This is a genomic window from Acinetobacter sp. YH12211, assembly GCF_013418015.1.
GTDB classification, from domain to species: Bacteria; Pseudomonadota; Gammaproteobacteria; order Pseudomonadales; family Moraxellaceae; genus Acinetobacter; species Acinetobacter towneri.
The window spans coordinates 165,300-190,371 of record NZ_VPCW01000004.1 but is presented as its reverse complement, the minus strand read 5'-3'; the positions used below and the strand labels follow the sequence as shown (position 1 = coordinate 190,371).

The window sequence follows — 25,072 nt, the reverse complement described above, 5'->3', positions numbered from 1 at the left end:
TGTTCAAATGGCGATTCAGCGTTTAATTGGTTTTGGGAAAAAAGAAGAGTTTAAGGAAATTTTGGCAATTTTAAGAAAGCAGAATCCTGATAGGATAAGGGTTCTGTGAAATTTGTCGTGTACAGAGAGAAAAAATAATAAAACTGTACTAAAAATATTTTGCGCTGATACTGCAATTGGCATTTCAAAAAGGCTTGCGTTGCCGCAAGCTCAAATGAAGTGCTGCAGCTTTTATTCTGAAATAAAAATACGTGCCGAAGCCGTGGCATTCCCTGTCGCGTATGAACCTGCAGGTGCATCGGTAAAGCGACCATCGGCGGCCATAATAATTTGACGTTGTGGGCGTTTGTTTGCCGCCACTTGATGACTACTGGCAGTGTAACTCTCTGACTGCGCAATCACTTGAGCATTTTGACTCTGAGTATTGCTATTGTTATTTGCCGTAATCGCATTGTTATTAGCACTTGCACTAACACCGTTGGCATACAGGTTGCTATAACGACTGGTCACACGACGTACATAGTCCTGAGTTTCACGAAAAGGTGGTACACCGCCGTATTTTGCAACATTGCCTTCGCCCGCGTTATAACCCGCCAAAGCTAAAGTGGTGTTGCCATTAAAGCGTTTGAGTAACCAAGCCAAGTATTTTGCACCCGCCATAATGTTTTCATGCGGGTCATAAGCGTTGCTGACATTAAAACGTCGTGCTGTCGCAGGCATGAGCTGCATTAGACCTTGTGCACCGACAGGCGAGCGGGCGTTGACATTAAAACCTGATTCGGTATGCATCACTGCTTTAATTAGACCTTCTGAAACACCGTGTTGTTGTGCTGCTTGCTGAATAATGTGGTCAAAGGCGTTTTTATTGCGGCTATAACTTGGCAATACCGACGCTTCGGAATTGCCCCAGTTGCGATAACTGTGAATATTGCTGTCTGGATAATATGTGACTTTTACTTTTGTCAGTGAACGATCTGCACTTTTGCGGTTAGTCAGCAAGGTACTGCCATTACTGTCCTTATACATATAAATTTGACCTGCGTGCGTTGTCGTTGCCAAAGGCATGATGCTGGCAGTCCCCAAAATATACAGTAAAAAGGCATTAATTTTATTGTTCATGCTGTGAATACACTAAAAGCTGTCCCCAAACAGTTAATAGGAGTTTAACAAAAATCTCACAGATGAAAAGGCTTTGTACAAATTCATTTACAGTAGTGTCGAAAAAAATCAAGCTTAATTGCTGACAGAGTAATCAAAAAAAATATTTATTTTTTTTTAATTGGATCAGCTTGACACACTTAAGTGTATGATTTTAAATTAAAATAAAATCGATCAAAAAGTAATCAATTTAAAGAGAAGCCTTAGAATAACGGCAAGAGGCGTTGTCAAGTTGTTTTAAATCCACAAAGTTATCCACAGCTTTTGTGGAAAACTGTGGAAAAGTCCAAAAGATAAGCATCTTGGCGAAAAAGTGAACCTGAGGGTTCAAACTTGCCACAGAAAAAAACGATCTGCGCAGATAGAAATAAAGTGTGTAAACAGAAATGAACGCGCAGTCAGAAATTAAGTTCTCTGACGAAAAGGAAGATTGCGATGAAATTACATTCTTTTGATGCGGGATTGGTCTGAATCGGCTAAAATTGCGCGGTAATTTTTTTCATGGGTTAATCGCGTCTATGTTCTCACCAGTTGAGTCCGATCAAGGCTTTAATTTCAAACCAGAACTTCCAACCAGCTCTGCGTATTATCGTTTGTTGAAAAAGCTGCGTCGCCAAGTCGGGCATGCGATTCGTGACTTCAACATGATTGAAGATGGCGATAAAGTCATGGTGTGTATTTCTGGTGGTAAAGACAGTTATACCTTGCTGGACATTATGTTGCAGTTCAAGCGCATCGCACCCATCAATTTTGATGTGGTGGCTGTGAACTTAGACCAAAAGCAACCGGGCTTCCCTGAAGATGTATTGCCGCGTTATTTAGAAGAAAATAACATCCCATATTACATTTTAGAAAAAGACACCTATAGCATCACCAAGCGTTTAACGCCTGAAGGTAAAACTTACTGTGCAGTGTGTTCGCGTTTGCGTCGTGGTTCTTTGTATGGCTTTGCGCAGGAAATAGGGGCAACCAAAGTGGCGCTTGGGCATCACCGTGATGATATTTTGGCGACTTTTTTCTTAAACTTGTTCCATGGCGGTAGCTTAAAAGCCATGCCACCGAAGTTGTTGTCATCAGACAAGAAAAATATGCTGATTCGTCCACTGGCTTATGTGGAAGAAAAAGACATCATTAAATATGCAGAAATGCGTAAATTCCCAATTATTCCGTGTAACTTGTGTGGTTCACAGGAAAACTTACAGCGTGCCATTATTAACGACATGTTACGTGAGTGGGATAAAGCACATCCTAAGCGTTTGCACAGTATTTTTGGCGCATTACAGAATGTATCGCCATCGCAGTTGGCAGATCGTGAATTATTCGACTTTGAAGCGTTAGACAGCCAGCGCGTATTTGATTTTGCCGATCAGGCCGAACAAAACGCAGCAGAGCAAAACAAACGCATCAATATGGTCAATTTAGGCTACGCTGCAGACTAAGCGATAACAGCCTGTCAATCCCTTTAAAATGTAATCAACACCAAGCCAGAGCTTGGTGTTTTTTTATGAATTTGATTTATTTGAGAAAGTCGTCATTTCGACTAAAAATACAAAAACTGAACGTCCCGTACAAAATTTCTTAGCCTTTCACGAAAGGTTCATGCTATAACAATCAGCAAGCAAAACAGCTTAATAATGATGGTGTCTGGATAGACAACACACATGCACAAATATATTGAGGAAAAATCATGCCTGCTTTTTTAACTGATGATTGGTTTGCAACTGTAGAAAATTTAACGGCTCAAGCTGGTGATTTAAACCTACCTCCAGCACTTGCAAATCTGGCAATTAACTTAGTGGTGACTGATGCTGCAGGCAACACAGAATTGTCTTTAGAGGGCGGTAAAATCCAAAAAGGTTTGGCGGACAACGCAAAAACAACATTAAATATGGATGCGGAAACTTTACGTAAAGTATTCCTAGAGTTTGACATGGCGGCTGCTATGCAAGCCTTTATGACAGGTAAAATCAAAGTACAGGGCGATATGTCACAATTAATGGCATTACAAACTGCAAAACCAAGCCAAGAACAAAAAGACTTATTTAAGAAGATTCTTGAGCAATCTGCTTAATTCAAGCGATTTACGCTGTAGCAGGCGAATTTCCCGCTATAGTACAAAAAAGCCTAGCTGAAGTATCAACTAGGCTTTTTTATGCACTGCAGCTTTAACAGCGCATTATTCATGTTTGAATTGCAGCTGATATACACTGCAACTCAATCACGCGAGGTAAATTTTAGATATTCACCAATTGCGGTGTGGTCTTAATATGCTCAAGGTAGGCGCGAATACGAGTCACATATTGCACTGCTTGACGATAACGACCGTTGCTCGCTTTGTTACGGTCTAAATACGCATATAGGTTAACCCAATTGTTCGGGTTTTTGCCTTGTGAGCGAATACGCTTCTGAATTTGACTGACTGCACCAGGACCCATGTTATAAGCGACTAGGGCATACCAGTTACGATCAGGAAATGGAATATGCTCATAACGGCTCAGCATTTGGTCATAATACTTAGCACCACCCTGAATACTTTGTGCAGGATCGGTACGGTTGCTTACGCCCATCGCTTTGGCTGTATTATTGGTCAGCATCATAATACCGCGCACACCTGTTGGCGAAACCGAGTTGGGTTTGAGGTAAGATTCCTGATAACCAATTGCCGCCAAAAGATGCCAGTCTAAATCGTACTGCGTGGCAGTCTTTTTAAAGTTGGCCTTATATAAAGGTAAACGATTACGCAAATCCCGCTGGATCACATCCCACGATTCTTGTTTGACCACATTACGATTATAAAATGAAGCCAATTGGGTAATTGAGCCGTTTTGCTTGCCACGACAAACAAAGTTGCTTGCGGTTTGGCTAAGAGGATCATCTGCGTGTTTAAACACCCAGTTCAGCTCACTATTTAAACCATTACGCTTTAAAGTATTTAAATCGCCGCAACTGGCAGAAAATGCCGTGAGTTGCTGCTTTTCGATGCTTTGGATACTCGACGTGGTCATGGCAAAGTTCGCTTTACCAGAAGACACCCATTTTAAAGCGGTCGCATTGTCGCTTACCGTTTTAAATTCGAGTTTCACATTCATGCTGTCGGCATAGTTACGCACAAGGTCATAACCAAAGCCATGTAAATGTTGTCCATCTTTAAACACTGTGGTTGGATTTTCCACAGACACAACGGTCAATTTGTTCTGATTGACGACGCTGTCAAATTGATGAACGGCTTTGCCTGCGTTAATACTGTGGAATGGGAGAAGAACAGTACTGAAAGCGAGGACTTTGAATGGGAGGCGATTAAAAAATGAGTGAAGGCTAAGCCTAGACCCAGACGTTGAACTACTGTGCATGTTGGCTCCGCTACAAGTAATTTATGCCCTAAAAAGCAAAGGCAACACACCTTAAACTTTTTCAAGTTTGATAAATTCAATAAGGGTTGGGCAGTCATGACGTCATTCAAAATGACTTGGGATTAAAGGGAAAATGTGTAAAATTTATACACAGGTTAAAAAGTGATCAAAACTAAAAGATGTGCGAATAATAAAGATGAAAATTTTGGATGTCAAATTTTGTACATAAATTTTTTGAAAAATGTAACATAAGATATTCATTTCATTGAGAAATAAATTTTATAAATTTTTATTGTGTATAAAAATGCAATAAAATATAGGATTGATGTTAACCAAATGTAAAAAACTGGCTGCAAAAACACCATGAAATCTAACTTAATTACACGTTCTGGACACGATAAACTCGTGGCAGAGTTACAGCATTTGTGGCATGAAGAACGCCCTGAAATCACCAAAAAAGTAAACTGGGCGGCAAGTCTCGGCGATCGCTCTGAAAACGCAGATTACCAATATAACAAACAGCTTTTGCGTAAAATTGACCGTCGGGTACGTTATTTGGGCAAGCGTTTAGAAGAGCTGCGTATTGTCGATTTTGCACCAGAACAAGAGGGTAAAGTATATTTTGGCGCATGGGTCGAAATTGAAAATGAACAAGGCGAGCAAAAGACCTTGAGAATTGTGGGCGTGGATGAAATTTATGATCATCATCCACAACATATTTCGATTGATTCACCTATGGCTAGAGCTTTGTTGTCTAAACAGGTAGATGATGAGGTGGAAGTGCAGACGCCGTTAGGCAAAAAGAGCTGGTTTATTAATTCGATACGCTATGAAAAGCCTGAAATTGCAGAAAATGACTGATTTTTGATTTTATTTTGAACATTTGGATCATAATTTTTAGAAAATATTTGCCAAGCTGAATTTTTCTTTATATGATAGCCGCCATTGGAAGCGTGGCAGAGCGGTTTAATGCACCGGTCTTGAAAACCGACGAGGGTGTGAGTCCTCCGTGAGTTCGAATCTCACCGCTTCCGCCAAATATCAATGACTTAGCCCTGACATACTCAGGGCTTTGTTGTATTTGGGGTTTATGCAAGGTAAGCCTGTAGTAAGCATAATAAAAACTTGGTTTGAGTTTAAATTATTGTTCAAGACTAAATACAATCTCAAATTGGATACCATCCCAAATAGTTAATTCACCGATCCAATTGGTTTTTGCATTAAATCTTTTAGGGTATTGGCTGCCATCTTTGCCATCTAAAATATTTTGAAAATCCGAGCTTTTATCGAGCATAGCTATAATAGGTCTAATTTTTAATTTTTCTTCTAATGCTAGATCAAGGTTTTTCTTAAATTCATTACGTCCATTACCAGACCATCTATCAATACGGTCACGATAAACCTGTTTTCTTTCAGTTGGATGTTTAGATAATAAAGGTTTATGACCCCATAAACTAACAATTAGCTCATTATTAGAGCTAATTGAAGATACTGACCAGTTCGGATTTTTAAGATCAGCATCAAATTTTTTAAACTCAGAAACGATACCCACAATAATACTCATATTCAAATTAATCCTTATTTAAGATATGCTGAACGGCATAAATTACAAGTATTTAAGGTTAATAAATGTCTGATACTCCGACTGTTTGGGGTGTACACATGGGCGTACATGTTGGAACTGAGCCAGTTGAAAAAAATTACATTGGAATTGGCTGGTCAGAGTTAGGTGATTTAAGTCAGATTGATGCTGATAGGGAAGCCTTTAAATTTGCTTTGCAAGCAAAGCAACCTGATTCTTCAATGCCTTCTATCCGAACTCAGGTAGCCACAATTTACAGATTTATGCATGTGGTAAAAACAGGAGATTATGTGGTATACCCATGCAAATCGGATAGATTGGTCTATATTGGTATTATTAGTGGAGATTATGAGAGAGCTAATTCTGAAGACGAAGATGCTTATTTAAATCGTCGTCCTGTAACATGGCTAACACCTAATGGAGTCCCACGTAACAATTTTTCTCAAGTAGCGTTATATGAAATTGGTGCTTACATTACGTTGTTTGAAATTAAGAAAACAGCAGGTGATTTTTTAAATGCTGTAGGTATTGAATACCAAGCTACAATAAATAAAGACCCAATAGTTGAGTTACAAGAGCAAGAATTAGAACAAGAAGAAATACCCGATGATGAAACAGTAACTAAAGTAATTAATGAAACAGCAAAATATTCAACTGAAGATTTTATTATTCGCAGATTACATCAACATTTAAACGGTTATCAGTTTGAAGAATTTGTCGCTCATTTGCTTGAATGCATGGGGTATGTTGCTAGGGTTACTCAGAGGTCGGGTGATGGCGGTGTTGATGTTATTGCTCACAAGGATACACTTGGCTTCGAACCCCCTATTATTAAGGTTCAATGTAAAAAAACTTTAACATCTAATGGCTTACCTGAAATAAATCAACTTTTAGGTACTCTTGAAGATGGCGAATATGCTTTATTTGTTAATCTTGGAAGTTATAGTAATCAAGCAAAGAGTAAAGCTACGAATAAATCACGGTTAAGACTTATTGATGGTAAAGAGATTGTAGAGTTAATTTATCGTTATTATGAAGATTTTAAACCACAATATAGAGCTTTAATCCCTTTAAAGCAGGTTTTTATTCCTGATATTGGTGACTAATTCCTGGTATCGTCAGGATTTGTTGCCTAAACATTCAGAAGCCGAATTTTCCGAAATCCATTCAAATTTAAGTAACAACTCGGATATGTGGTCTGTCTAAGTCCGTAAATTTATTTAATGTAGTCATACGTACATGAATCTTAAAAGAAAATTCTACTTTTAGATTATTTTATTTTAGGGGGATTACGATCTTCCAATAATTTGATGCAATTTAGCTAAAACTTCCTTTTAACAAAAAACCAGTGAATTTTACAATTCACTGGTTTTTGAAATGACATTATGTAGAGCGCATGGGCCGATGTACTACCCAAGCGGCATAAAGCAATTAATTAATCGAATCATCCAAGTTTGGAGCTAACCAACGCTTCGCTTCATCTAAACTCCAGCCTTTACGCTGTGCGTAATCTTCAAGCTGATCTAACGAGATTTTACCTGCGTTAAAGTACTCAGAAGCAGGGTTGGCATAGTAGAAGCCACTCACAGATGAAGGCGGCCACATCGCAAAGCTGCTGGTCAGCTGTGTGCCAATCTTTTCAGTCGAACCTAACCAGTTAAACAGTGTGGCTTTTTCAGAGTGCTCAGGGCACGCAGGATAGCCCGGTGCAGGACGAATCCCTACATATTTCTCTTTAATCAGCTCTTCATTGCTTAGCTGCTCATTTGGCTGATAGCCCCAGAATTCTTTACGAATACGCTCATGCAAATGCTCAGCAAACGCTTCTGCAAAACGGTCACCCAAAGACTGCACCAAAATGGCAGAATAATCATCCCCTTTGGCTTTAAACTCATTGGCCATTTCCTCCGCACCAAAAATCGACACGGTAAAGCCGCCCAAGTAATCTTGCCCTTGCTCTGCAGTTGCAACAAAGTCTGCCAAAGACAAGTTTGGTTTGCCTGTGACTTTGTCAGACTGTTGGCGAATATGATGGAAGGTGTGCGTTACTTGATCACGTGCTGCATCATATACTTGTACTGAATCTGCCGCAGAACGGTTGGCAGGGTAAATCCCAAAGACTGCACGTGCATCAAAGCGATTATTTGCAATAATATCTTTGAGCATGGCTTGCGCTTGGTTATATAAGTCGGTTGCAGCTTCGCCCACCATGTCATCTTCCAAAATTTTCGGGAATTTGCCCGCCAAACTCCAAGAAATAAAGAATGGTGTCCAATCAAAGTATGGCAACAAGGTTTCAAGCGGATAATTGGTTAGCACTTGTGTACCAATCAAGTTTGGTACTGCAGGTGTATAGTTGTCCCAATCAATTTTTAAACCATTGTCGATGGCTTCTGCATACGACAATTTCGCAGCTTTTGGTTGCTTATTGGCAATACGTTCACGAATTTTAGCGTATTCCGCACGGTGCTCTGCAACAAAAGCAGGTTTCATTTCAGGAGAGAGTAAGGTTGTCGCAACACCAACGGCACGCGAAGCGTCGGCAACGTAAATGACAGCATCGTTTGAGAACTGTGGATCAATTTTAACTGCAGTATGTGCTTTAGATGTGGTTGCGCCACCAATCAACAATGGAATGTTAAAGCCTTTACGCTGCATTTCTTTGGCAACAAAAACCATTTCATCTAAAGATGGGGTAATCAGACCAGACAAGCCAATGATATCGACTTTTTCGTCAATGGCAGTTTGCAGGATTTTTTCTGCAGGTACCATCACACCGAGATCGACAATATCGTATCCATTACAGCCCAAGACTACGCCCACAATATTTTTACCAATGTCGTGAACGTCACCTTTTACCGTTGCCATCAAGACTTTACCTTTAGACTGACCTTCGGTTTTTTCAGCTTCGATGTACGGGTTGAGCCATGCAACGGCTTGTTTCATCACACGGGCAGATTTCACCACTTGTGGCAGGAACATTTTACCTGCACCAAACAAGTCACCGACCACGTTCATGCCATCCATCAACGGGCCTTCAATCACATCTAATGGACGTTTGGCTTTCAGGCGCGCTTCTTCGGTGTCTTCATTAATAAAGGTGGTGATGCCTTTAACTAAAGCGTACTCAAGACGTTTTTCGACAGATTCACTACGCCATTCTAAGTTTTCTTCGGCTTTTTGTGCGCCTGATTGACCACGATATTTTTCTGCCACTTCTAGCAGTTTTTCTGTGGCATCCTGACCGCTTTCACCTTGGTTCTGGTTCAGAATAACGGCTTCAACTGCTTCTTTCAGTTCTTTCGGGATGTCATCGTAAATTGCCAACTGACCTGCGTTGACAATCCCCATGGTCATGCCTTGCTGAATAGCGTGATATAGGAATACCGCGTGAATGGCTTCACGTACAGGTTCGTTACCACGGAATGAGAAAGATACGTTCGATACACCGCCTGAAATCATGGCATGCGGCAGGTTTTGTTTAATCCAGCCTGTGGCTTCAATAAAATCGACTGCGTAGTTGTTGTGTTCTTCAATACCTGTCGCAACTGCAAACACGTTCGGGTCAAAAATAATGTCTTCGGCAGGGAAGCCAACATCATTGACCAAAACGTCATAAGAGCGTTTACAAATTTCGCGCTTACGTGCCACAGTATCGGCTTGTCCGACTTCGTCAAAGGCCATAACAATGACAGCTGCGCCGTATTGGCGGCAGAGGCGGGCTTTTTCGACAAACTCGTCATAACCTTCTTTTAAGGAAATAGAGTTGACAATGGCTTTACCTTGTACGCATTTCAAGCCTGCTTCAATGATTTCCCATTTAGAGGAGTCAATCATGATAGGTACGCGAGAAATATCAGGCTCAGATGCCACCAAGTTCAGGAAGTGCACCATCGCGCCTTCTGAATCGAGCATGCCTTCATCCATGTTGATGTCGATGATTTGCGCACCACTTTCTACCTGTTGACGAGCAACATCTAAGGCTTCGGCAAAGTTTTCTTCACGAATTAAACGCAGGAATTTTTTAGAACCTGTGACGTTGGTACGTTCGCCCACGTTTACAAATAAAGAGTCATCATAAATGTTAAATGGTTCTAAACCACTTAAACGGCATGCAGGTTTAATCTCTGGAATTTTACGCGGTGGAATGTCTTTTACCGCATTGTAAATCGCGCGGATATGATCAGGCGTTGTACCACAGCAACCGCCTGTAATATTGATCAAGCCGCTTTCAGCAAATTCTTTGAGGAAAGCTGCGGTTTCTTCAGGCGTTTCATCATAACCACCAAATGCGTTGGGTAAGCCCGCGTTCGGGTGTGCAGAAACAAACACATCGGCAACGTCTGAAACGGTTTTAACGTGTGGACGCATGGCATCTGCGCCCAAAGCACAGTTAAAACCAATTGAAAGTAAATCGCCATGACGTACCGAGTTCCAGAAAGCTTCTGCAGTTTGACCCGTTAAGGTACGTCCTGAAGCATCGGTAATGGTACCTGAAATCATCAACGGCAATTCACGCCCGAGCTGTTTAAACACTTCTTTGACCGCAAAAATCGCAGCTTTACAGTTTAAGGTGTCAAATACAGTTTCAATGAGCAGGATATCTGCACCACCTTCAATTAAGGCATGCGCAGCTTCAATATAGTTTTCTTTGAGTGCATCAAAGCTAATGTTACGAAATGCAGGGTCGTTTACATTTGGTGAAATTGAACAGGTACGCGATGTTGGCCCAAGTACACCTGCCACAAAACGTGGTTTGTCTGGTGTTGAATATTTTTCACAGGCAGCTTTGGCTAAACGCGCTGCTTCGCGGTTAATTTCTGGAACCAAATCTTCCATGTGATAGTCAGACATAGAAACGCGTGTGCCGTTAAAGCTGTTGGTTTCAATAATGTCTGCACCCGCATCTAAGTAGGCTTCGTGAATACCCTGAATAATGTGCGGTTGGGTCAGTACCAATAAATCATTGTTGCCTTTGAGGTCATGTGCCCAATCTGCAAAACGCTCACCACGATAATCGGCTTCTTCCAATTGATGGCGTTGAATCATAGTACCCATAGCACCATCGATAATTAAAATTCTTTGGGCAAGAAGCGCTTTCAGGGTGGTAAGCGTGGACATAAAAAACCCTTTATGACTGAATTCGAAATGAGCGCTATTTTAGCAGAGTTCGCACGGCTTTCGTGCACTTGAAGCGACCAGAGAGAGTGGAAGTCGTAAAAATAGTGCATAAAGCAGTATTTTTAGGATTTTGCTGTAGCTTTTGAACCTAAATAAAAGTTGTGATGAGGAACATTCTAATTTTGATTTTACTTTGATGCGTCATCGCTTTGTCATATTGCTCAGGCAAAATTGGCTCACGGTGAATTTTGTCTGACACTTTAGGCAAATATGACAAAGGTGTAACAATCTAAATTTGAGAGAATGGCATAAGAAAAGTAGGTTTATTTATTCTAAGTGTTTAAATTTAAAAGTTAATTTTAATTTTATGCACAAAAAATACAGCTTAAAGTGTGAAAATAAAGTATGAAAGTTGCTTTATATAACAGCTCTTTGTCATATAATTGTCACAATTTAATTGAACAATAAGGGGATTTTAAATCCTCTTTTCTGCTTGCATGAATTCTAATCCAACTCCTGTAGATTCAGCACACAAGTCGACCACTAAATCGACCAATGTTCATGTGCCTACACCGAAATTTTTTATGCCGGTGTTTTTAACGATCATCGTTTCTACCCTTATTTATATTGGTTTCCAATTGTCTGCGGACTTATCCCACGTGCCTGCGCTGAGTATGTACTCGGTGATTTTATTGGCGACCGCTTTATTCATTGCCTTAGGCTTTGAATTTGTGAATGGTTTCCACGACACAGCCAACGCAGTGGCAACGGTCATTTATACTAATGCCTTGTCTGCACCTGTGGCAGTAATGTGGGCGGGTTTCTGTAACTTCCTTGGGGTGATGGTCGCCAGTGGTGCAGTTGCCTACGGTATTATTGCCTTACTTCCAGTCGAACTAATTATGAATGTCGGTTCAGGCGCAGGCTTTGCCATGGTTTTTGCCATGTTGATTGCCGCGATTGTCTGGAACTTGGGAACGTGGTACTTCGGTATTCCTGCTTCAAGTTCGCACACTTTAATCGGTTCGATTTTAGGTGTGGGGATTATGAACTACTTGATTAACTCAGGTGCGGGTGCAAGTGGTGTAGATATGGAACAAGTCATGAAAGTGGGCAAGGCTTTATTGTTCTCGCCACTGATTGGTTTTGCTTTTGCTGCGATTTTGTTCTTCTTGGTGAAAAAAATCTTCAAGAAACAAATGGAGTTGTTCCAGCCACCTGAAGGCAATAAGCCACCACCACCACTGATTCGTGCCATTCTAATTTTTACTTGTACTGGGGTAAGTTTTGCGCATGGTTCAAACGATGGTCAAAAGGGCATGGGTTTAATCATGTTGATTTTGATCGGGATTGTGCCGTTGGCGTACTCGTTAAATAAAGAGTTAGGCCAAAACCACATTCAATCGTTCCAGCAGCTTTCAACGCAAACGGCTGATGTGATTTATCCACAACATGCCGATATGCCAGATGAAAAAGCGCGTCAGATTATTACTAGTTATATTCAGACCAAAGAAATTACTCCTGAAGTCGTGCCTGCTTTGGCAAGCTTAACGGATCATTTGGGTGAGCGTGTGGGTCAATATGGCAACTTGAAAGATGTGCCTGAAGCTGAAGTAGCAGAAATGCGTAATGATATGTATTTAAGCACGACTTCATTCAAGCGTTTAGACAAAGCCAATGCCTTGCCTGAAATGTCGGAAGAACAGAAAAAAGTGGTTAAAAGCTACCGCAGCCATTTAGATTCATTTTTACAATACATTCCAACTTGGGTCAAAGTTGCCGTTGCCTTAGCACTAGGCTTGGGTACGATGGTCGGCTGGAAACGTATTGTGGTGACTGTTGGTGAACGTATCGGTAAGCAGCACATGACTTATGGTCAAGGTATGTCTGCCGAGCTTGTGGCAATGTCAACTATTGCTGCTGCAGATGGTTTGGGGATGCCAGTTTCAACTACACACGTACTGAACAGTGCGGTGGCAGGTACCATGGTGGCAAATAAATCGGGTCTGAATTTCCAAATGGTGCGTACAATTCTTTCGGCTTGGATTTTCACTTTACCTGCGACAATTTGCTTATCGGGTAGCTTGTTCTGGTTGTTCTTAAAAGTGTTTTAATCCATTCAAAACTTTTTGAGTGGTTGAAAAAGCGCTGTGATGATACAGCGCTTTTTTATACCTGCAGATTAGTCTAAAGAAATATTTGCAGGCAAGTTTTTGAATAGATAGATTAGCGGTTTACATTACTTTTTAAATTTTTGGATGACTTTGTCCAGAGGTAATTTATCTGCAGCAAAGCCATAGAGCGCAGCGAAAGGTAGGGCAGTTCGTGCCAAATACGCCACGCGCCACAATCCACCATGGTTCGCACCTTCCATCATCAATTCGAGCGGATGCTCAAGTTTCACTTCAGGATTGGCTGCCGAGTTTGGATTGCGTAAGTCATGAATCCACAATGCCGCCATAATCGCATTGGTGGTTTCAGGGCTAAATGCTTCAACATCAAACAAACTTGCGCCACTAAATGCTGCTTTGAGTAATGGATTTTTGGTCACAGAGTGTGTGGTGGTCGAAGGTGCAATATTGATGCTGACATGCTGTCCTTGATGACGCGCTAAAATTGCACGCCATTGCTGGATGCGTTTTGCTAAAGCATAGTTTGGCCCTTGTTCAACCACCAAACAGTCGGCAATACCATAATGTTGACCATTGTCTGAAGCAATTAAATTATGCAGATTCTTTTGGAAGAAATGACTGCGTGAAATGGTTTCAATACTTTTGGTAAGTAGCTTTTGCCCTTGCGAACGCTGCTGAAACTTCTCTGCCGATGCGCTAATCACTTCTTCAGGAACGGCATAAACATCGGTTGGGGTACACATAAACATAAGGCTGCTATCAGCTTTGTGTTCGCTGACATATTGCATAATCGCATCCATTGCCATCGCAACACGCACGTGTTTTTCACCATCTAAATAGGCAATGGCTGCTAAATCTAGCGTTTGAGGTTTTTGAGCTAACCATTGTGCAATTTCTGGGGTTTGCGTTAGCAGATTTACACCCAACTGTTCTGTTAAAATATCAAGTGGGGTATCTGCCGCGAGTTGTGTTGTACTTGGTGCGTATAAGGTAGCATTGCCTTGTTGCACAGTGCTTAAAATTTTATTCCACACACGGCTGTTTGGTAAATCGACTGCAATAATATTGGCTTTCCATTTGGCTAACCATGTGAGTGGCCCTGCTTCTGAAGCTGCACCAAATAGCACCATGTTACGGTCAGACAAATCAAACCATTCAGGATGCGCCATTGCAGCATTTAACGCTTCGGCATGACTTGGTTCAATAATGCCTGCTGCTAGCCAAATTGCAATTTGATCTAGTAGAGCTTGACCTTGTAACTTTTGCCCACGATACGGCACATACCATTCGGGTGCTGCTTGGCTGCTGCCTTGTAATTTAAAGGTATGTAAAGTTTCAGTAGGCAAGAGCATGACATCTTTCAGCACATATTTTTGCTCATGACGATAAAACTCAAAACTTTGATGCGCTTTTCTTAAACCATCTTCTGCAATTTGAATTGCGTTAGCTTGTTCACGAATACCATTGGTCACGAGGGCTTTAAAGTATTTTGGATAGTGTTTACGCCAGTTTTTTTCTGCCAAAGCATCGACTGAGCTTTGATGATCGACTGTGGCTAAGGCTTCGGCAATAATTTGTTTGCCCGTGCTTGAGGTGCTGGGTTTATGATTTTCTGGATGAATTGGAAACTGTAAGCCATCGTAAGAAGTGGACATGCAAAAACTCGCAAACTAAATTGAAATTAATATACAGATGTATACATTATCTATGCCAAGTTGCGATATGGGGTAGCAAAAACTACCAAAATTGAGTGAAATTTGAATAAAAAAACCTTCACGAAGTGTAAAGGTTTTTAATGTGAATGAAATGTTGTTGAGATTTAAAGGTTAGTGTTTAAATGTCTAGGTTCGAATCATAAATGAGTCTGATGCTGTATCAACAATGTTTTATTCACTCAGACCAACAGCTTAACAACGTCCTTTTTTCGCCTGACCTGGAGGACAAAAATCACCATCACCATGCGGATGTTGGTGTGGATAATAGCCTTTCGGGTAGATCGTGCGGTCAGGATCAATCACCACACTGCCTTCAGGGGTATGTACGGCACAGGCGCTTAATCCTAGACTGAGTAACAGGGCGCTTAGAAGTGCAAACTTTTTCATGGCTGACTCCTGATTGCTTGATAGTTTTAGTCTTTATATTCTTAGTATAAGTGCTTGTCGAGTAACTGCATGTTATTTGTTGTGTGCTTTATGCTGTATTGGATCATTCAGATGCTTTCATCAATCAAAAATACTTATCAGCAGTTCATAAAATGACGATTGAAAGTCGTTTTTCCCAATGAGAGAGGCTGAAGATGAGAGGCAATAAATGATGGTGTTAAGCGGATTTATGAAAGCAGTCTATTGACGGATTTGAAAATTCTTTAAAGTAGCAACGACTCAGTGGTAGATGTACCGAGTCGTTATAGTTTCAAAAGTTAAAACGGCAGTTGCGCCAGTTTATTCAGGAAGTGAGGCAAGATGCGTGGTTCAATTAAAATAGTCACAATCACACCATAGGCCGCACCCCATAAATGCGCACTGTGATTAATATTGGAATTGCCGCGTTTACCCGACCAAATGCTATACGCTACATACAGTATTGCAAAAATAATGGCAGGCACTGGAATAAAGAACACGAAAATCAACTTCCACGGCTCAAACAAAATATAGGCAAACAACACCGCAGATACAGCACCAGATGCGCCTAAGCTGGCCCAACGATGGTCATTTTTATGCTTTAAATAACTTGGAATAATCGCGGCGATTAAACCACCCAAATAGAATAAAACAAAGCCTAAATCATAGACGTATTGGCGATAAAAACTTTCAATAATGCTGCCAAAGAAAAACAGGGTAATCATATTGAACAGCAAATGCGCACCATCGGCATGCACAAAACCATGGGTAATGAAGCGGTCATATTGACCACGTTGCATAGCAGGCGGCCAAAAAATCAGACGATTCATTAATTCTTGTTTGGAAAACGCCAACATAGACACAATGACCGTAATAATGATAATGGTCACGGTATGATTAAAAGGTAAATCGAGCATAAACGCCTATTCTTTTACTTGAATTCTGCTGTAATAATGCATCAAAACTGAGTTTGAGTCGAACTTTAGGAATAAATCCGACAATTTTGGTTGATTTTTTTTTATTCCCCCGCATCTTCAGTTAAAATAGCCACTTCAGCTTGAGGAAATTATTGTTATGTCGACTGAGAACAGCAGCACAGCAGTTGTAGATGAAATTCCAAACTTATTGATTACGCCAACTGCTCAAGAGTATTTGAAGGATTTATTGGCAAAGCAAAATACACTGGGTATTGGTGTGCGTGTTTTTGTGGAAAATCCTGGTACACCGCGTGCTGAATGTTGCATGGCTTATAGTGCGCCCGATGAAGTTGTACCTACAGACTACAAACAGGAATATCCAGACTTTCCTGCATTTATTGATACGCCGTCTATTCCGTATTTATTGGATGCCGTAATTGACTACAACAAAGACCGTTTTGGTGGTCAATTGACTTTCCGTGCACCGAACTCAAAAGTGCCACGCGTAGGCCCAGATGCTTCAGTAGAAGAACGCATTACTTATGTTTTACAGTCTGAAATTAACCCAGGTTTAGCAGGGCATGGTGGTAACTGTGCTTTGGTTGAAGTGGTTGAAGATGAAGAACACGGCTTAACTGCAGTATTGAAATTTGGTGGCGGTTGCCAAGGATGTTCAGCGATTGATGTGACTTTAAAGCAAGGTGTTGAAACAACCTTGAAACAACACGTACCTGAATTGATGCGTGTGGTGGATCAGACTGACCACAGTCAATCTGAAGGTGCTTATTTTAAATAAGCTCTAAGCCTCGCTTAAAAATAACCTCCTAAATTTTAGGAGGTTATTTTTTATCTGAAATTGTCAACAGACCCTATTCATTCGTTTGTAGATTTAAAATTTGTTGTGTTTTTTCAGAATAATAAAATTCCTCTAAATAATGGCGCGCACGTTGCTTTAAATAGCCTTCAGCGATCATTTTTTGAATGACTGGATTTAACAGTTGTTGTAATTGATGTTGGACTAGCGCTTCATCAATATTTAAGTCGTGCAATAACAAATCAAAAGGTCGTGCTTGATTGCGTACATACCACGCATACACACCATCATGCACTTGCTGTTTCAAATAGTCACTTTGGCGTAAATGATCCCAAATTTCATGTCCTAAATTGACAGTTTGAGATAGGTCTTGCACTTCAATATAGTTTTTTAAAACGGAAAGTGGCAAATCTTTAATTTTGTGCCATAAATTGGCTTGGAAGTGATACAGTTTTTCCTCATCAAAATGTTGATTAAGCACCGACTCGCTCATTTGAGTCAGCTTCTGCACATTTTTTTGCAAATAATGCTGAATGGTCTGGTCTAAATTGGTATCGGTAACGCTTTCCAAAACCGATTTACCCATTTTCATAAAACGCGATACGCCAGGCACGCTTTTGGCGATCACCGAATTATCCATATAATCCTGAATGGAATGTTGAATGAGTTGGGTAATCATGGCGGCAAAGGCAGGATTATTCACCACGGCTTTAATCAAACGCTGACGATGTCCACTTTTACTTGCAACATATTGTGCAATTTTGTCGATGGTCAGCACAGGTATCACATCGGCAATTTTACTGCTGTCATTAACAGGGTGTACCAGTGCAAAACGAATATGCTCAGCAATTTGTTCCACTAAAAATGAACTGGCAGGTGTATTTAAAATTTGATGTTGAATCAGTTGATGAATGGCTTCAGATGTCCATAAATCTTGTAAGCTTTGTTTGCGAAACCATTGGTAAAACTGCATAAATTCAGTTTGTACCATTTCACTTTGGTTAAATTCTTGATCTAAAAAATCAAGCTGAGCTTCAATTAGTTGCTCAATGATGGGATGTTTCTGCATGAAGGTTTTATATAATAATTAATTTAGAGGAATCAGTTTATCAGCAAGTGGGTTTTTTAGGTTCTGAGTTTTAGCCAGAAACGGCAAATAATATTGTGCGACTTGTTTTTCAGCTTCCAATAACGGCATGTGTCCAACATTATTAAGAATCACAGGTGTTTCGGCGCGTTTGAGTAAAGATTGTAATTCCTTCGCCACTTCAACATTAATAATGCGATCTTGCTTACCCCATAAAATCAGGGTCGGTGCTTCAATTGATCCTGCTAAACGTGCAAATGAGTCTGGAGTATAAATACGGTTGAGTTTGACAATTTGCTCAATTGCTTTACGGGTTTGTTCTGAGCGAGAAATCAGGACTTCTTCTTGCGCATGTTGAATTTGTGAGGTCATGGCAGGCGGGCTTTGCATGATTTGTTTGGCGACGTCGGCTAAATCGCCATGTTTGCTCACAATTAAGTCATTTAAAGATAATGGATTTTTGGTGTAAGGCGTATTAGCAAGTTTATAAATGCCTGCACTATTGAGTAAAAATAAACTTTGCGTATCAAAAGGATATTGCGAGGCATACACGGTTGCAATTGAGCCGCCTAAAGAATGTCCTGCCACGTGTAAGTTTTCTTCACAGTCAATTGCTTCAATAAATTGACGCAGTTGTGAAGTTACATTCGGAACTGAATTATCAAAATTGCTTGGAGTTTTGGTGTCACCGCTATTGGGTAAATCTGGAATAATCACATGATAATGTGGGGTTAAAAATTGCGCGACACGGTTCCAATTATCACGTGTGCCTGCCAAACCATGAATCAATAAAATTGTGGGTTTGCTGTGCGAGCCACCTTCGTTATAGCTCCAGACGACATCTCCAACACGAATGCTTTTAGAGCTTAGTCCTGCTTGTTTGCGCTGTTGCTGAAAATGATTTTGTAATAGTTTAAGTTCAGTTGCGTTGCTGTTACTGGCGTTATTGTTTTTTGTGAAGGTATATGGATTGGGCGCAGCGCTTTGCACAAGGCAAGATGTACTTAGTCCCAAAGCCAATAAAGTCGTATGTAGATAACGTGATCGAATAAATTTCATCATGAAAACGTCTTCCCCTGACGAACCCAAAACAGGCTCCAATAATGATAGGCACTAGCTCTTAGGTCTAATTGCACAAGTGTATTCTGTCTATTGTAGGCGTTTAAAAATGAAAGTCATCCCTTGCTTTTTTGATCAAAGCTTTGAAATTGGTAGAAAATGTGACCTATCTCAATAAAAAGTGAAAAAATTTATAACAAAAATGAATAAAGAAAAGCGCAGCTGCATATTTTTTTGCAAGTGACATTCATAAAAACTGGCTTTAGAATATCGCAACTTCAAAGATCGGTGGTAAATCAAGAATGCTAACAGCTCAAGAAGCTTTAGAACGTCTTAAACAAGGAAACCAACGTTTTGTTTCTGGTGATACCAGACATCCGAAGCAATTGTCGCACCAACAGCGTGCAGAAATGGCAGAAGACCAAAATCCATTTGCCATTATTTTAGGATGTTCAGATTCACGTGTTCCTGCAGAAATGGTATTTGACCAAGGATTGGGTGATCTTTTTGTAATTCGTGTTGCGGGCAACGTGGTTGCGCCATCACAGGTAGGTAGTGTTGAATTTGCGGCAGAGCGTTATGACTGTGCTGTGGTTGTTGTCTTAGGACACAGTCACTGTGGTGCAATTCAAGCGACAATTGATACTTTAATGTGCCCAGACTGTCCACCATCGGCAAATTTAATGTCGATTGTGAACCGTGTTCGCCCTTCAGTTGAAACCTTAATGCAGACTGAACTGAAAAATGATTTGGCGAAATTGTCTAAGCATGCAGTACGTTCCAATGTATTTGCATCGGTAAATCAATTGCGTCATGGTTCAGCAGTTTTAGAAAACCTGATTGAACAAGGTCAGTTGAAAGTAGTCGGTGCAGAATATTCACTGGAAACAGGTGAAGTGGTTTTTTTTGATTTTTAATCCGAACCGCACAGCAATTAGATTTTCCTCAAAGGCGCTTTATAAAGCGCCTTTGATATATGGATAAGCATTATTTAGCAAAATAGGCTGAGCTTTGGCATTTGGATGAATTAAATCTTTTTGCATCAATTGCTTATTGCCCGCAATACCTTCCATAAAAAATGGCAGTAATTTGACTTTATATTGCTGACTCACCACTTTATAGTTATTTTCAAATGCTTTGCTATACGCCGAGCCGTAATTTGGCGGCATTTTCATCCCAAAAATCACCACTTTCGCTTTGGCTTTTTGGCTATGCTGAATTAAGTTCGCTAAATTTTTTTGAATCATTTGTGGTGGTTGTCCACGTAAGCCATCATTCCCGCCTAACTCAATGACTACAACGTCTGGGCGATGGGTCTGCAGCAATTTAGGCAGACGCGCCAAAGCGCCGCTGGTAGTTTCGCCACTGACACTTGCATTGACCACTTTATGCTGTTTCGGATACTGTTGTTCTAAACGTTTTTGCAATAAGTGAACCCAACCTTGTTGTGGTTGTATGCCGTAACCTGCACTCAAGCTGTCACCTACAATCATAATGGTTTTTGCAGATACCACGAATGGGCTGAAACATAGTCCAAGCAGCAACACACACGGAAAGACACGACTAGTTAGATTGCGATTTTGCATAATGGGAAACGTATGACTCAAAACACTAAAGAATCTAATATCATGCCACAAACGATTATTTCTGCCCAAAATTTGACACAAAAGATACAACTTGCACAAAAACAATTGACCATTTTTGAGAATTTAAACTTCGATATTCAGGCAGGCGAACAAGTTGCCATTACAGGTCGTTCGGGTTCGGGAAAATCGACCTTATTGGGTATTTTGGCAACGTTAGATCAAGCCGGTAGTGGAAAATTGGTGGTATGTGGTGAGTCAATTGCAGAATTAAACGAAGAACAACGTGCAGAAGTTCGTTTAAAGCATATTGGTTTTGTGTTCCAGTCATTTCAGTTATTGCCGCATTTGACGGCACTGGAAAATGTGATGTTGCCACTACGTTTGCAGGAAAAATTTAAATATGCAGAAGCTGAACAAAAAGCGCTGAATTTGCTGAAACGTGTCGGTTTAGAGCGTCAGGCACAGCAAACGCCGAAAGTGCTTTCGGGAGGCGAGCAACAACGTGTCGCCATTGCACGTGCTTTAATTCGTGAACCTAAAATTATTTTTGCCGATGAGCCGACAGGAAATTTGGATGGTGAAACTGCAACTGAAATTGAGCAATTGCTATTTGAGTTGAACCGCGAGTTGGGCACAACTTTGGTGTTAGTCACGCATGACCCGAAACTGGCGGCACAATGTCAGCGTCACTATGCCTTAATTGATGGGCAATTGGTTGAGCAATTTGCAGCTAAGCCAACTGCTGCCATAACAGGAGGATGAAATGAACGCATTATTTCATCCGCTGTTAAAGCAGAGTTTTAAAAGCAGTGGTGTATATTTACTGATTATTGCGCTGACTTTAGCGATTAGTGCGACCACGGCCTTAAAGTTTAGCAATGAACAAATTCAAAATGCGGTAGCGTTGCAAGCGGCAGAAATGTTGGCGGGTGATTTAGTCCTGAGCGACAATGAACCCATTGCACAAGACTGGCAGGATCAGGCGACTGCACATCAGTTACAACAGTCGCATGTGACTGTATTTAGTTCGATGGCACATACTCAAGCACAATTTGTGATGGTGAATGTCAAAGCGATTGAGCACAATTTTCCGTTACGTGGTGAATTGAGGGTGAGTCCTGCAGCGGACAAGATTCAATCTGGTGAAATTTGGCTCAGCCAACGTGCCATGGATTTGCTTCACGTTAAACTTGGTGAAACGGTGAATATTGCCGATGCAGCATTTACCGTGACTGCCAAAATTGAACATGATTCTAATCAGGAACTCGGTTTTTCAGGTTTTTCGCCGACAGTAATTATTTCACAGGCCGATGTGGCACGTACCCACGCGATTCAAGTGGGTAGCCGCATAGATTACCGTTTGTTGTTGGCAGGCAGCGCCAAAGATACACAAAATTTTGAGCAGTATTTTAAAACACATACACAACAGCCTGCACAGGCACAGCAAACGGCCAGCCCTGAACAAAACTTTGAAGAACAAAGTAGTTTAAGACTACGCAATGCCAGTGAAGGCAATACTCGCTTAATGCGCCCAATTGCCAATTTAGACACCTTTTTACAGTTAGCGAATATCCTGACCATTTTATTGTGTGGGATTGCGATTGGTTTGACCAGTCAGCGCTATGTGCAACAAAATCAGGATCATATCGCCTTATTACGTTGTATTGGTGCAAGTAAACGACAAATTTTAGCCGCTTATTTGGCTTTGCTTGCTTTGGTCTTAATTATCGCTATGGGCATTGGCAGTATTTTGGGCGTGACGTTGGGCTATGCTTTGTTGCAAATCATGCTGCAACTGATTCCGCACCTGGAAATTCAATTTTCAGCCATGGCAATGTTGCTTGGGCCATTGCCAATCGCCATGCTCACCAGTGCTGTGGTGTTGTTGGGTTTTGTGCTGCCTAATTTATTGCAATTGCTGAATACCGCACCGATTCGCGTGATTCGCCAACAAGACAAAAGCATGCGCGCTTGGTGGTGGATGTTGCTTACAGGGACGCTAAGTCTAATCGTATTTTGTGTGGTCTTGACCGAAAGTTTAGTGCTTAGTACATGGGTGATTGGTGCGATTATTGCGCTGTGCGTATTGCTGTATGGAGTGGTGTGGAGTTTATTAAAATTATTGCGTCATTCTAAAGGCAGACTCGCAGCGTATATTCGTGCGCCTGCTGTCACGGCATTTCAAATTACTGCATTGGCTTTAGGATTAAGTTTAATTACGGTACTTGCAGTGTTGCGTACCGACCTGCTAGATCGTTGGCAGCAGCAATTGCCCGAAGGAACACCCAATCAGTTTGTTTACGGCTTGCCACCGTTTGATATGCCTGAGTTTCAACAACAATTAACGCAGCAGCAGTGGCACAGCACGCCACTTTATCCAAATATACGCGGGCGTTTGGTCGCCAAAAATGATCAACCTTTTGCCGACGCCTTAATTCAGCAAAGCAATACGTTAAGACGCGAACTCAACCTGACACAGTCTGACCGTTATCCTGCCGATAATATCATTGTAAATGGGCAAGCCAATTTCAGTGCAGTGGGACAAGTGTCAGTAGAAGCAGATACGGCTGCCGAGTTGGGCATTCAAATTGGTGATCGACTCAGTTTTAGTTTGCCTGAAGGCATACTTGAAGCCGAAGTGATTAATCTGCGTACGGTGGAGTGGGAAAGCTTTAGTCCAAATTTTTTCTTTATTTTTTCACCGCACACTATGGATGAAAATGCAGGCAGTTATTTGGGCAGTTTCTATGTGCCTGAAGCAGATAAACCGAAACTAATTCAATTGATTCAGCAATTTGCCAACACAGTGTTTATTGATGTCAGCCTAATTTTGGATGAAATTAAACGCATTGTGAATGTGTTGGTGCAGATCATCACCATTTTAGCCATTTTGGTGAGTGTGTCTGGGCTGTTGGTATTAATCGCGTGTTTAAACTTGCTGATGGATGAGCGCAAACGCGAAGTCGCATTACTGCGTTCTTTTGGTAGTTCTAAACAAAAACTCAAACGTATGTTGAGTCTGGAAATCGGTTTTATGGGCTTTATAGCGGGAATGGTGGCGTGTTTATTTGCCGAAGTCATTAGTGCTGTTGCCAGTTACCGCATGGATTTAATGCTGCAACCACATTGGGAAATCTGGCTGATTTTGCCTGTATTTATGACCGTGCTGTGTGCCTTGATTGGACGTTATCGTTTAAGTTATTTATGCGATATTCCGCCACTGCAAAGTTTAAGGGAGATGAATCAGTCCTGATTCATCTCTAGTTGATGTTGTTTTACTTGTTGTAAAGGTTGATTGTTTAACCCAGACTGCGTTGCATCATGCTAAGCAGTTCTTGCCAAAGGGGTTGAATTGGGGCAAGCAGTTGATGGCAATACCAGTAAAATGCAGCACAGCCCAATGGTGCAAGGAGCATCGCAAAACCGTTCACTAAGTTACTGTGTTTGCTGCGTTGTCCAATATACCAAATGAGTGTCATGGCTGCGCCCATGAGCATGCCGCCAATATGTGCAGCATTATTAATGCCACTGATCATAAAGCCCATACCTAAGTTTAGTGCCATTACCATCACTAAGGTTTTACCATCCAAGAGAAATTTTTGGCGAGGTAATTGGGGCAATAACGCCAATACCGTCAGTGCAGCTCCAAGTCCCATCACCGCACCTGAAGCACCTGCACCCACGCTAGGTAACAGCTTTGGATTAGCGACACCTTGTTCGAGCAGGGTATAGCTGTCCTGAATGCTGACATAGCCACTGAGCAGGCTACCCATCAAACCCGCGCAAACATATAACACTATAAAATAGACACGCCCAAACAATTGTTCATTGACGCTGCCAAAAATATACAAGGCCCACATATTTAACATTAAATGTACTAAACCAAAATGAAAAAACATGCTGCTGAACAGGCGAATGGGTTCCGCCAAAAAGGTTAAAGGTGCATAATCAGCACCCCAGCGTATTGCATCTTGCGGGCTAGGATTGCTAATGTTCATGCCGTTGAGCACTTGCCATGCAAACAAAGCCACATTGATTGCAATCAGGGCTGCGGTAATCCACCACAGGTGAATTTCAACTTTATTGTTGCGCAGGTTTGGGGGATGTTGGGACATATATTTAAATATTGTGTCGTAGTGATCAATC

The 25,072-nt window shown here is 41.1% G+C and carries 20 protein-coding genes and 1 tRNA gene; 10 read left to right on the top strand and 11 right to left on the bottom strand.

Annotated features, from left to right (window positions below; translation table 11 throughout):
* Positions 1 to 231: 231 nt before the first annotated feature.
* On the bottom strand, positions 232 to 1,119 hold the full coding sequence (locus FTU98_RS03970) for a lytic transglycosylase domain-containing protein (RefSeq protein WP_154320953.1): 888 nt from the start codon (positions 1,117 to 1,119) through the stop codon (positions 232 to 234).
* 557 nt (positions 1,120 to 1,676) lie between these two features.
* Here FTU98_RS03970 and ttcA point away from each other — a divergent pair.
* Positions 1,677 to 2,597, top strand: coding sequence for a tRNA 2-thiocytidine(32) synthetase TtcA (ttcA, locus tag FTU98_RS03965; RefSeq protein WP_104853169.1), 921 nt, complete (start codon positions 1,677 to 1,679; stop codon positions 2,595 to 2,597).
* A 248-nt stretch (positions 2,598 to 2,845) separates the two neighbouring features.
* Complete coding sequence (locus FTU98_RS03960) at positions 2,846 to 3,229, top strand: SCP2 sterol-binding domain-containing protein (protein WP_019836741.1); 384 nt, start codon at positions 2,846 to 2,848, stop codon at positions 3,227 to 3,229.
* A gap of 163 nt (positions 3,230 to 3,392) precedes the next feature.
* On the opposite strand, the gene FTU98_RS03955 is transcribed toward FTU98_RS03960, so the two are convergent.
* On the bottom strand, positions 3,393 to 4,508 hold the full coding sequence (locus FTU98_RS03955) for a transglycosylase SLT domain-containing protein (protein WP_004972108.1): 1,116 nt from the start codon (positions 4,506 to 4,508) through the stop codon (positions 3,393 to 3,395).
* A 363-nt stretch (positions 4,509 to 4,871) separates the two neighbouring features.
* On the opposite strand from FTU98_RS03955, the gene greB reads away from it, so the two are divergent.
* Positions 4,872 to 5,369, top strand: a complete 498-nt coding sequence (gene greB / locus FTU98_RS03950; protein ID WP_004972106.1) for a transcription elongation factor GreB — start codon at positions 4,872 to 4,874, stop codon at positions 5,367 to 5,369.
* Between the two features lie 86 nt (positions 5,370 to 5,455).
* Positions 5,456 to 5,545 (top strand) — tRNA-Ser (locus tag FTU98_RS03945).
* A gap of 104 nt (positions 5,546 to 5,649) precedes the next feature.
* Here FTU98_RS03945 and FTU98_RS03940 read toward each other — a convergent pair.
* Positions 5,650 to 6,072 carry a hypothetical protein gene (locus FTU98_RS03940; protein WP_179988560.1) on the bottom strand — a complete coding sequence of 141 codons (423 nt, stop codon included), beginning with the start codon at positions 6,070 to 6,072 and terminating at the stop codon, positions 5,650 to 5,652.
* A 65-nt stretch (positions 6,073 to 6,137) separates the two neighbouring features.
* Here FTU98_RS03940 and FTU98_RS03935 point away from each other — a divergent pair, with 65 nt between their 5' ends.
* Positions 6,138 to 7,196 carry a restriction endonuclease gene (locus tag FTU98_RS03935; protein WP_225530189.1) on the top strand — a complete coding sequence of 353 codons (1,059 nt, stop codon included), beginning with the start codon at positions 6,138 to 6,140 and terminating at the stop codon, positions 7,194 to 7,196.
* Positions 7,197 to 7,521: 325 nt separating this feature from the next.
* On the opposite strand, the gene metH is transcribed toward FTU98_RS03935, so the two are convergent.
* On the bottom strand, positions 7,522 to 11,211 hold the full coding sequence (gene metH / locus FTU98_RS03930; protein ID WP_180050459.1) for a methionine synthase: 3,690 nt from the start codon (positions 11,209 to 11,211) through the stop codon (positions 7,522 to 7,524).
* Between the two features lie 497 nt (positions 11,212 to 11,708).
* Here metH and FTU98_RS03925 point away from each other — a divergent pair, with 497 nt between their 5' ends.
* Positions 11,709 to 13,325: an inorganic phosphate transporter gene (locus FTU98_RS03925; protein ID WP_136144404.1), complete on the top strand. Its 1,617-nt coding sequence runs from the start codon at positions 11,709 to 11,711 to the stop codon at positions 13,323 to 13,325.
* 125 nt (positions 13,326 to 13,450) lie between these two features.
* On the opposite strand, the gene FTU98_RS03920 is transcribed toward FTU98_RS03925, so the two are convergent.
* The 3 genes from FTU98_RS03920 to FTU98_RS03910 form a co-directional block, all read right to left on the bottom strand.
* Positions 13,451 to 14,998, bottom strand: coding sequence for a hypothetical protein (locus FTU98_RS03920; RefSeq protein ID WP_131261616.1), 1,548 nt, complete (start codon positions 14,996 to 14,998; stop codon positions 13,451 to 13,453).
* A 252-nt stretch (positions 14,999 to 15,250) separates the two neighbouring features.
* Positions 15,251 to 15,445: a hypothetical protein gene (locus FTU98_RS03915; protein WP_004972042.1), complete on the bottom strand. Its 195-nt coding sequence runs from the start codon at positions 15,443 to 15,445 to the stop codon at positions 15,251 to 15,253.
* Positions 15,446 to 15,762: 317 nt separating this feature from the next.
* Complete coding sequence (locus FTU98_RS03910) at positions 15,763 to 16,380, bottom strand: rhomboid family intramembrane serine protease (protein ID WP_004972041.1); 618 nt, start codon at positions 16,378 to 16,380, stop codon at positions 15,763 to 15,765.
* A 157-nt stretch (positions 16,381 to 16,537) separates the two neighbouring features.
* Here FTU98_RS03910 and nfuA point away from each other — a divergent pair, with 157 nt between their 5' ends.
* Positions 16,538 to 17,176, top strand: a complete 639-nt coding sequence (nfuA, locus tag FTU98_RS03905; RefSeq protein WP_131261615.1) for a Fe-S biogenesis protein NfuA — start codon at positions 16,538 to 16,540, stop codon at positions 17,174 to 17,176.
* Between the two features lie 73 nt (positions 17,177 to 17,249).
* Here nfuA and FTU98_RS03900 read toward each other — a convergent pair whose 3' ends face one another.
* Positions 17,250 to 18,263: a hypothetical protein gene (locus FTU98_RS03900; RefSeq protein ID WP_179990800.1), complete on the bottom strand. Its 1,014-nt coding sequence runs from the start codon at positions 18,261 to 18,263 to the stop codon at positions 17,250 to 17,252.
* A gap of 18 nt (positions 18,264 to 18,281) precedes the next feature.
* Entirely contained in the window at positions 18,282 to 19,343 is a 1,062-nt protein-coding gene (locus FTU98_RS03895) for an alpha/beta fold hydrolase (protein WP_026438298.1), read from the bottom strand.
* A 299-nt stretch (positions 19,344 to 19,642) separates the two neighbouring features.
* Between FTU98_RS03895 and FTU98_RS03890 the strand changes: the two genes are divergently transcribed.
* Positions 19,643 to 20,257, top strand: a complete 615-nt coding sequence (locus FTU98_RS03890; RefSeq protein WP_004972031.1) for a carbonic anhydrase — start codon at positions 19,643 to 19,645, stop codon at positions 20,255 to 20,257.
* Between the two features lie 39 nt (positions 20,258 to 20,296).
* Here the strand turns inward: FTU98_RS03890 and FTU98_RS03885 are convergent, their stop codons facing one another.
* Entirely contained in the window at positions 20,297 to 20,926 is a 630-nt protein-coding gene (locus tag FTU98_RS03885; protein WP_167845861.1) for an arylesterase, read from the bottom strand.
* 12 nt (positions 20,927 to 20,938) lie between these two features.
* On the opposite strand from FTU98_RS03885, the gene FTU98_RS03880 reads away from it, so the two are divergent.
* On the top strand, positions 20,939 to 21,688 hold the full coding sequence (locus tag FTU98_RS03880) for an ABC transporter ATP-binding protein (protein ID WP_167845862.1): 750 nt from the start codon (positions 20,939 to 20,941) through the stop codon (positions 21,686 to 21,688).
* A 1-nt stretch (position 21,689) separates the two neighbouring features.
* Entirely contained in the window at positions 21,690 to 24,179 is a 2,490-nt protein-coding gene (locus tag FTU98_RS03875; RefSeq protein ID WP_179993569.1) for an ABC transporter permease, read from the top strand.
* Positions 24,180 to 24,225: 46 nt separating this feature from the next.
* On the opposite strand, the gene FTU98_RS03870 is transcribed toward FTU98_RS03875, so the two are convergent.
* Positions 24,226 to 25,041 (bottom strand): rhomboid family intramembrane serine protease, encoded by an 816-nt coding sequence (locus tag FTU98_RS03870; RefSeq protein ID WP_179991130.1) that lies wholly within the window; start codon positions 25,039 to 25,041, stop codon positions 24,226 to 24,228.
* Between the last annotated feature and the right edge of the window lie 31 nt (positions 25,042 to 25,072).

Excerpts from the sequence above, each read along its gene's own strand:
- FTU98_RS03925 (WP_136144404.1), top strand. The coding sequence starts at position 11,709 with ATGAATTCTAATCCAACTCCTGTAGATTCAGCACACAAGTCGACCACT.
- FTU98_RS03970 (WP_154320953.1), bottom strand. The coding sequence starts at position 1,119 with ATGAACAATAAAATTAATGCCTTTTTACTGTATATTTTGGGGACTGCC.
- FTU98_RS03880 (WP_167845862.1), top strand. The coding sequence starts at position 20,939 with ATGACTCAAAACACTAAAGAATCTAATATCATGCCACAAACGATTATT.
- FTU98_RS03900 (WP_179990800.1), bottom strand. The coding sequence starts at position 18,263 with ATGCAGAAACATCCCATCATTGAGCAACTAATTGAAGCTCAGCTTGAT.
- FTU98_RS03955 (WP_004972108.1), bottom strand. The coding sequence starts at position 4,508 with ATGCACAGTAGTTCAACGTCTGGGTCTAGGCTTAGCCTTCACTCATTT.
- FTU98_RS03875 (WP_179993569.1), top strand. The coding sequence starts at position 21,690 with ATGAACGCATTATTTCATCCGCTGTTAAAGCAGAGTTTTAAAAGCAGT.
- ttcA (WP_104853169.1), top strand. The coding sequence starts at position 1,677 with ATGTTCTCACCAGTTGAGTCCGATCAAGGCTTTAATTTCAAACCAGAA.
- greB (WP_004972106.1), top strand. The coding sequence starts at position 4,872 with ATGAAATCTAACTTAATTACACGTTCTGGACACGATAAACTCGTGGCA.
- FTU98_RS03920 (WP_131261616.1), bottom strand. The coding sequence starts at position 14,998 with ATGTCCACTTCTTACGATGGCTTACAGTTTCCAATTCATCCAGAAAAT.
- FTU98_RS03890 (WP_004972031.1), top strand. The coding sequence starts at position 19,643 with ATGCTAACAGCTCAAGAAGCTTTAGAACGTCTTAAACAAGGAAACCAA.
- FTU98_RS03895 (WP_026438298.1), bottom strand. The coding sequence starts at position 19,343 with ATGATGAAATTTATTCGATCACGTTATCTACATACGACTTTATTGGCT.
- FTU98_RS03910 (WP_004972041.1), bottom strand. The coding sequence starts at position 16,380 with ATGCTCGATTTACCTTTTAATCATACCGTGACCATTATCATTATTACG.
- FTU98_RS03960 (WP_019836741.1), top strand. The coding sequence starts at position 2,846 with ATGCCTGCTTTTTTAACTGATGATTGGTTTGCAACTGTAGAAAATTTA.
- FTU98_RS03935 (WP_225530189.1), top strand. The coding sequence starts at position 6,138 with ATGTCTGATACTCCGACTGTTTGGGGTGTACACATGGGCGTACATGTT.
- nfuA (WP_131261615.1), top strand. The coding sequence starts at position 16,538 with ATGTCGACTGAGAACAGCAGCACAGCAGTTGTAGATGAAATTCCAAAC.
- FTU98_RS03885 (WP_167845861.1), bottom strand. The coding sequence starts at position 20,926 with ATGCAAAATCGCAATCTAACTAGTCGTGTCTTTCCGTGTGTGTTGCTG.
- FTU98_RS03940 (WP_179988560.1), bottom strand. The coding sequence starts at position 6,072 with ATGAGTATTATTGTGGGTATCGTTTCTGAGTTTAAAAAATTTGATGCT.
- FTU98_RS03915 (WP_004972042.1), bottom strand. The coding sequence starts at position 15,445 with ATGAAAAAGTTTGCACTTCTAAGCGCCCTGTTACTCAGTCTAGGATTA.
- FTU98_RS03870 (WP_179991130.1), bottom strand. The coding sequence starts at position 25,041 with ATGTCCCAACATCCCCCAAACCTGCGCAACAATAAAGTTGAAATTCAC.
- metH (WP_180050459.1), bottom strand. The coding sequence starts at position 11,211 with ATGTCCACGCTTACCACCCTGAAAGCGCTTCTTGCCCAAAGAATTTTA.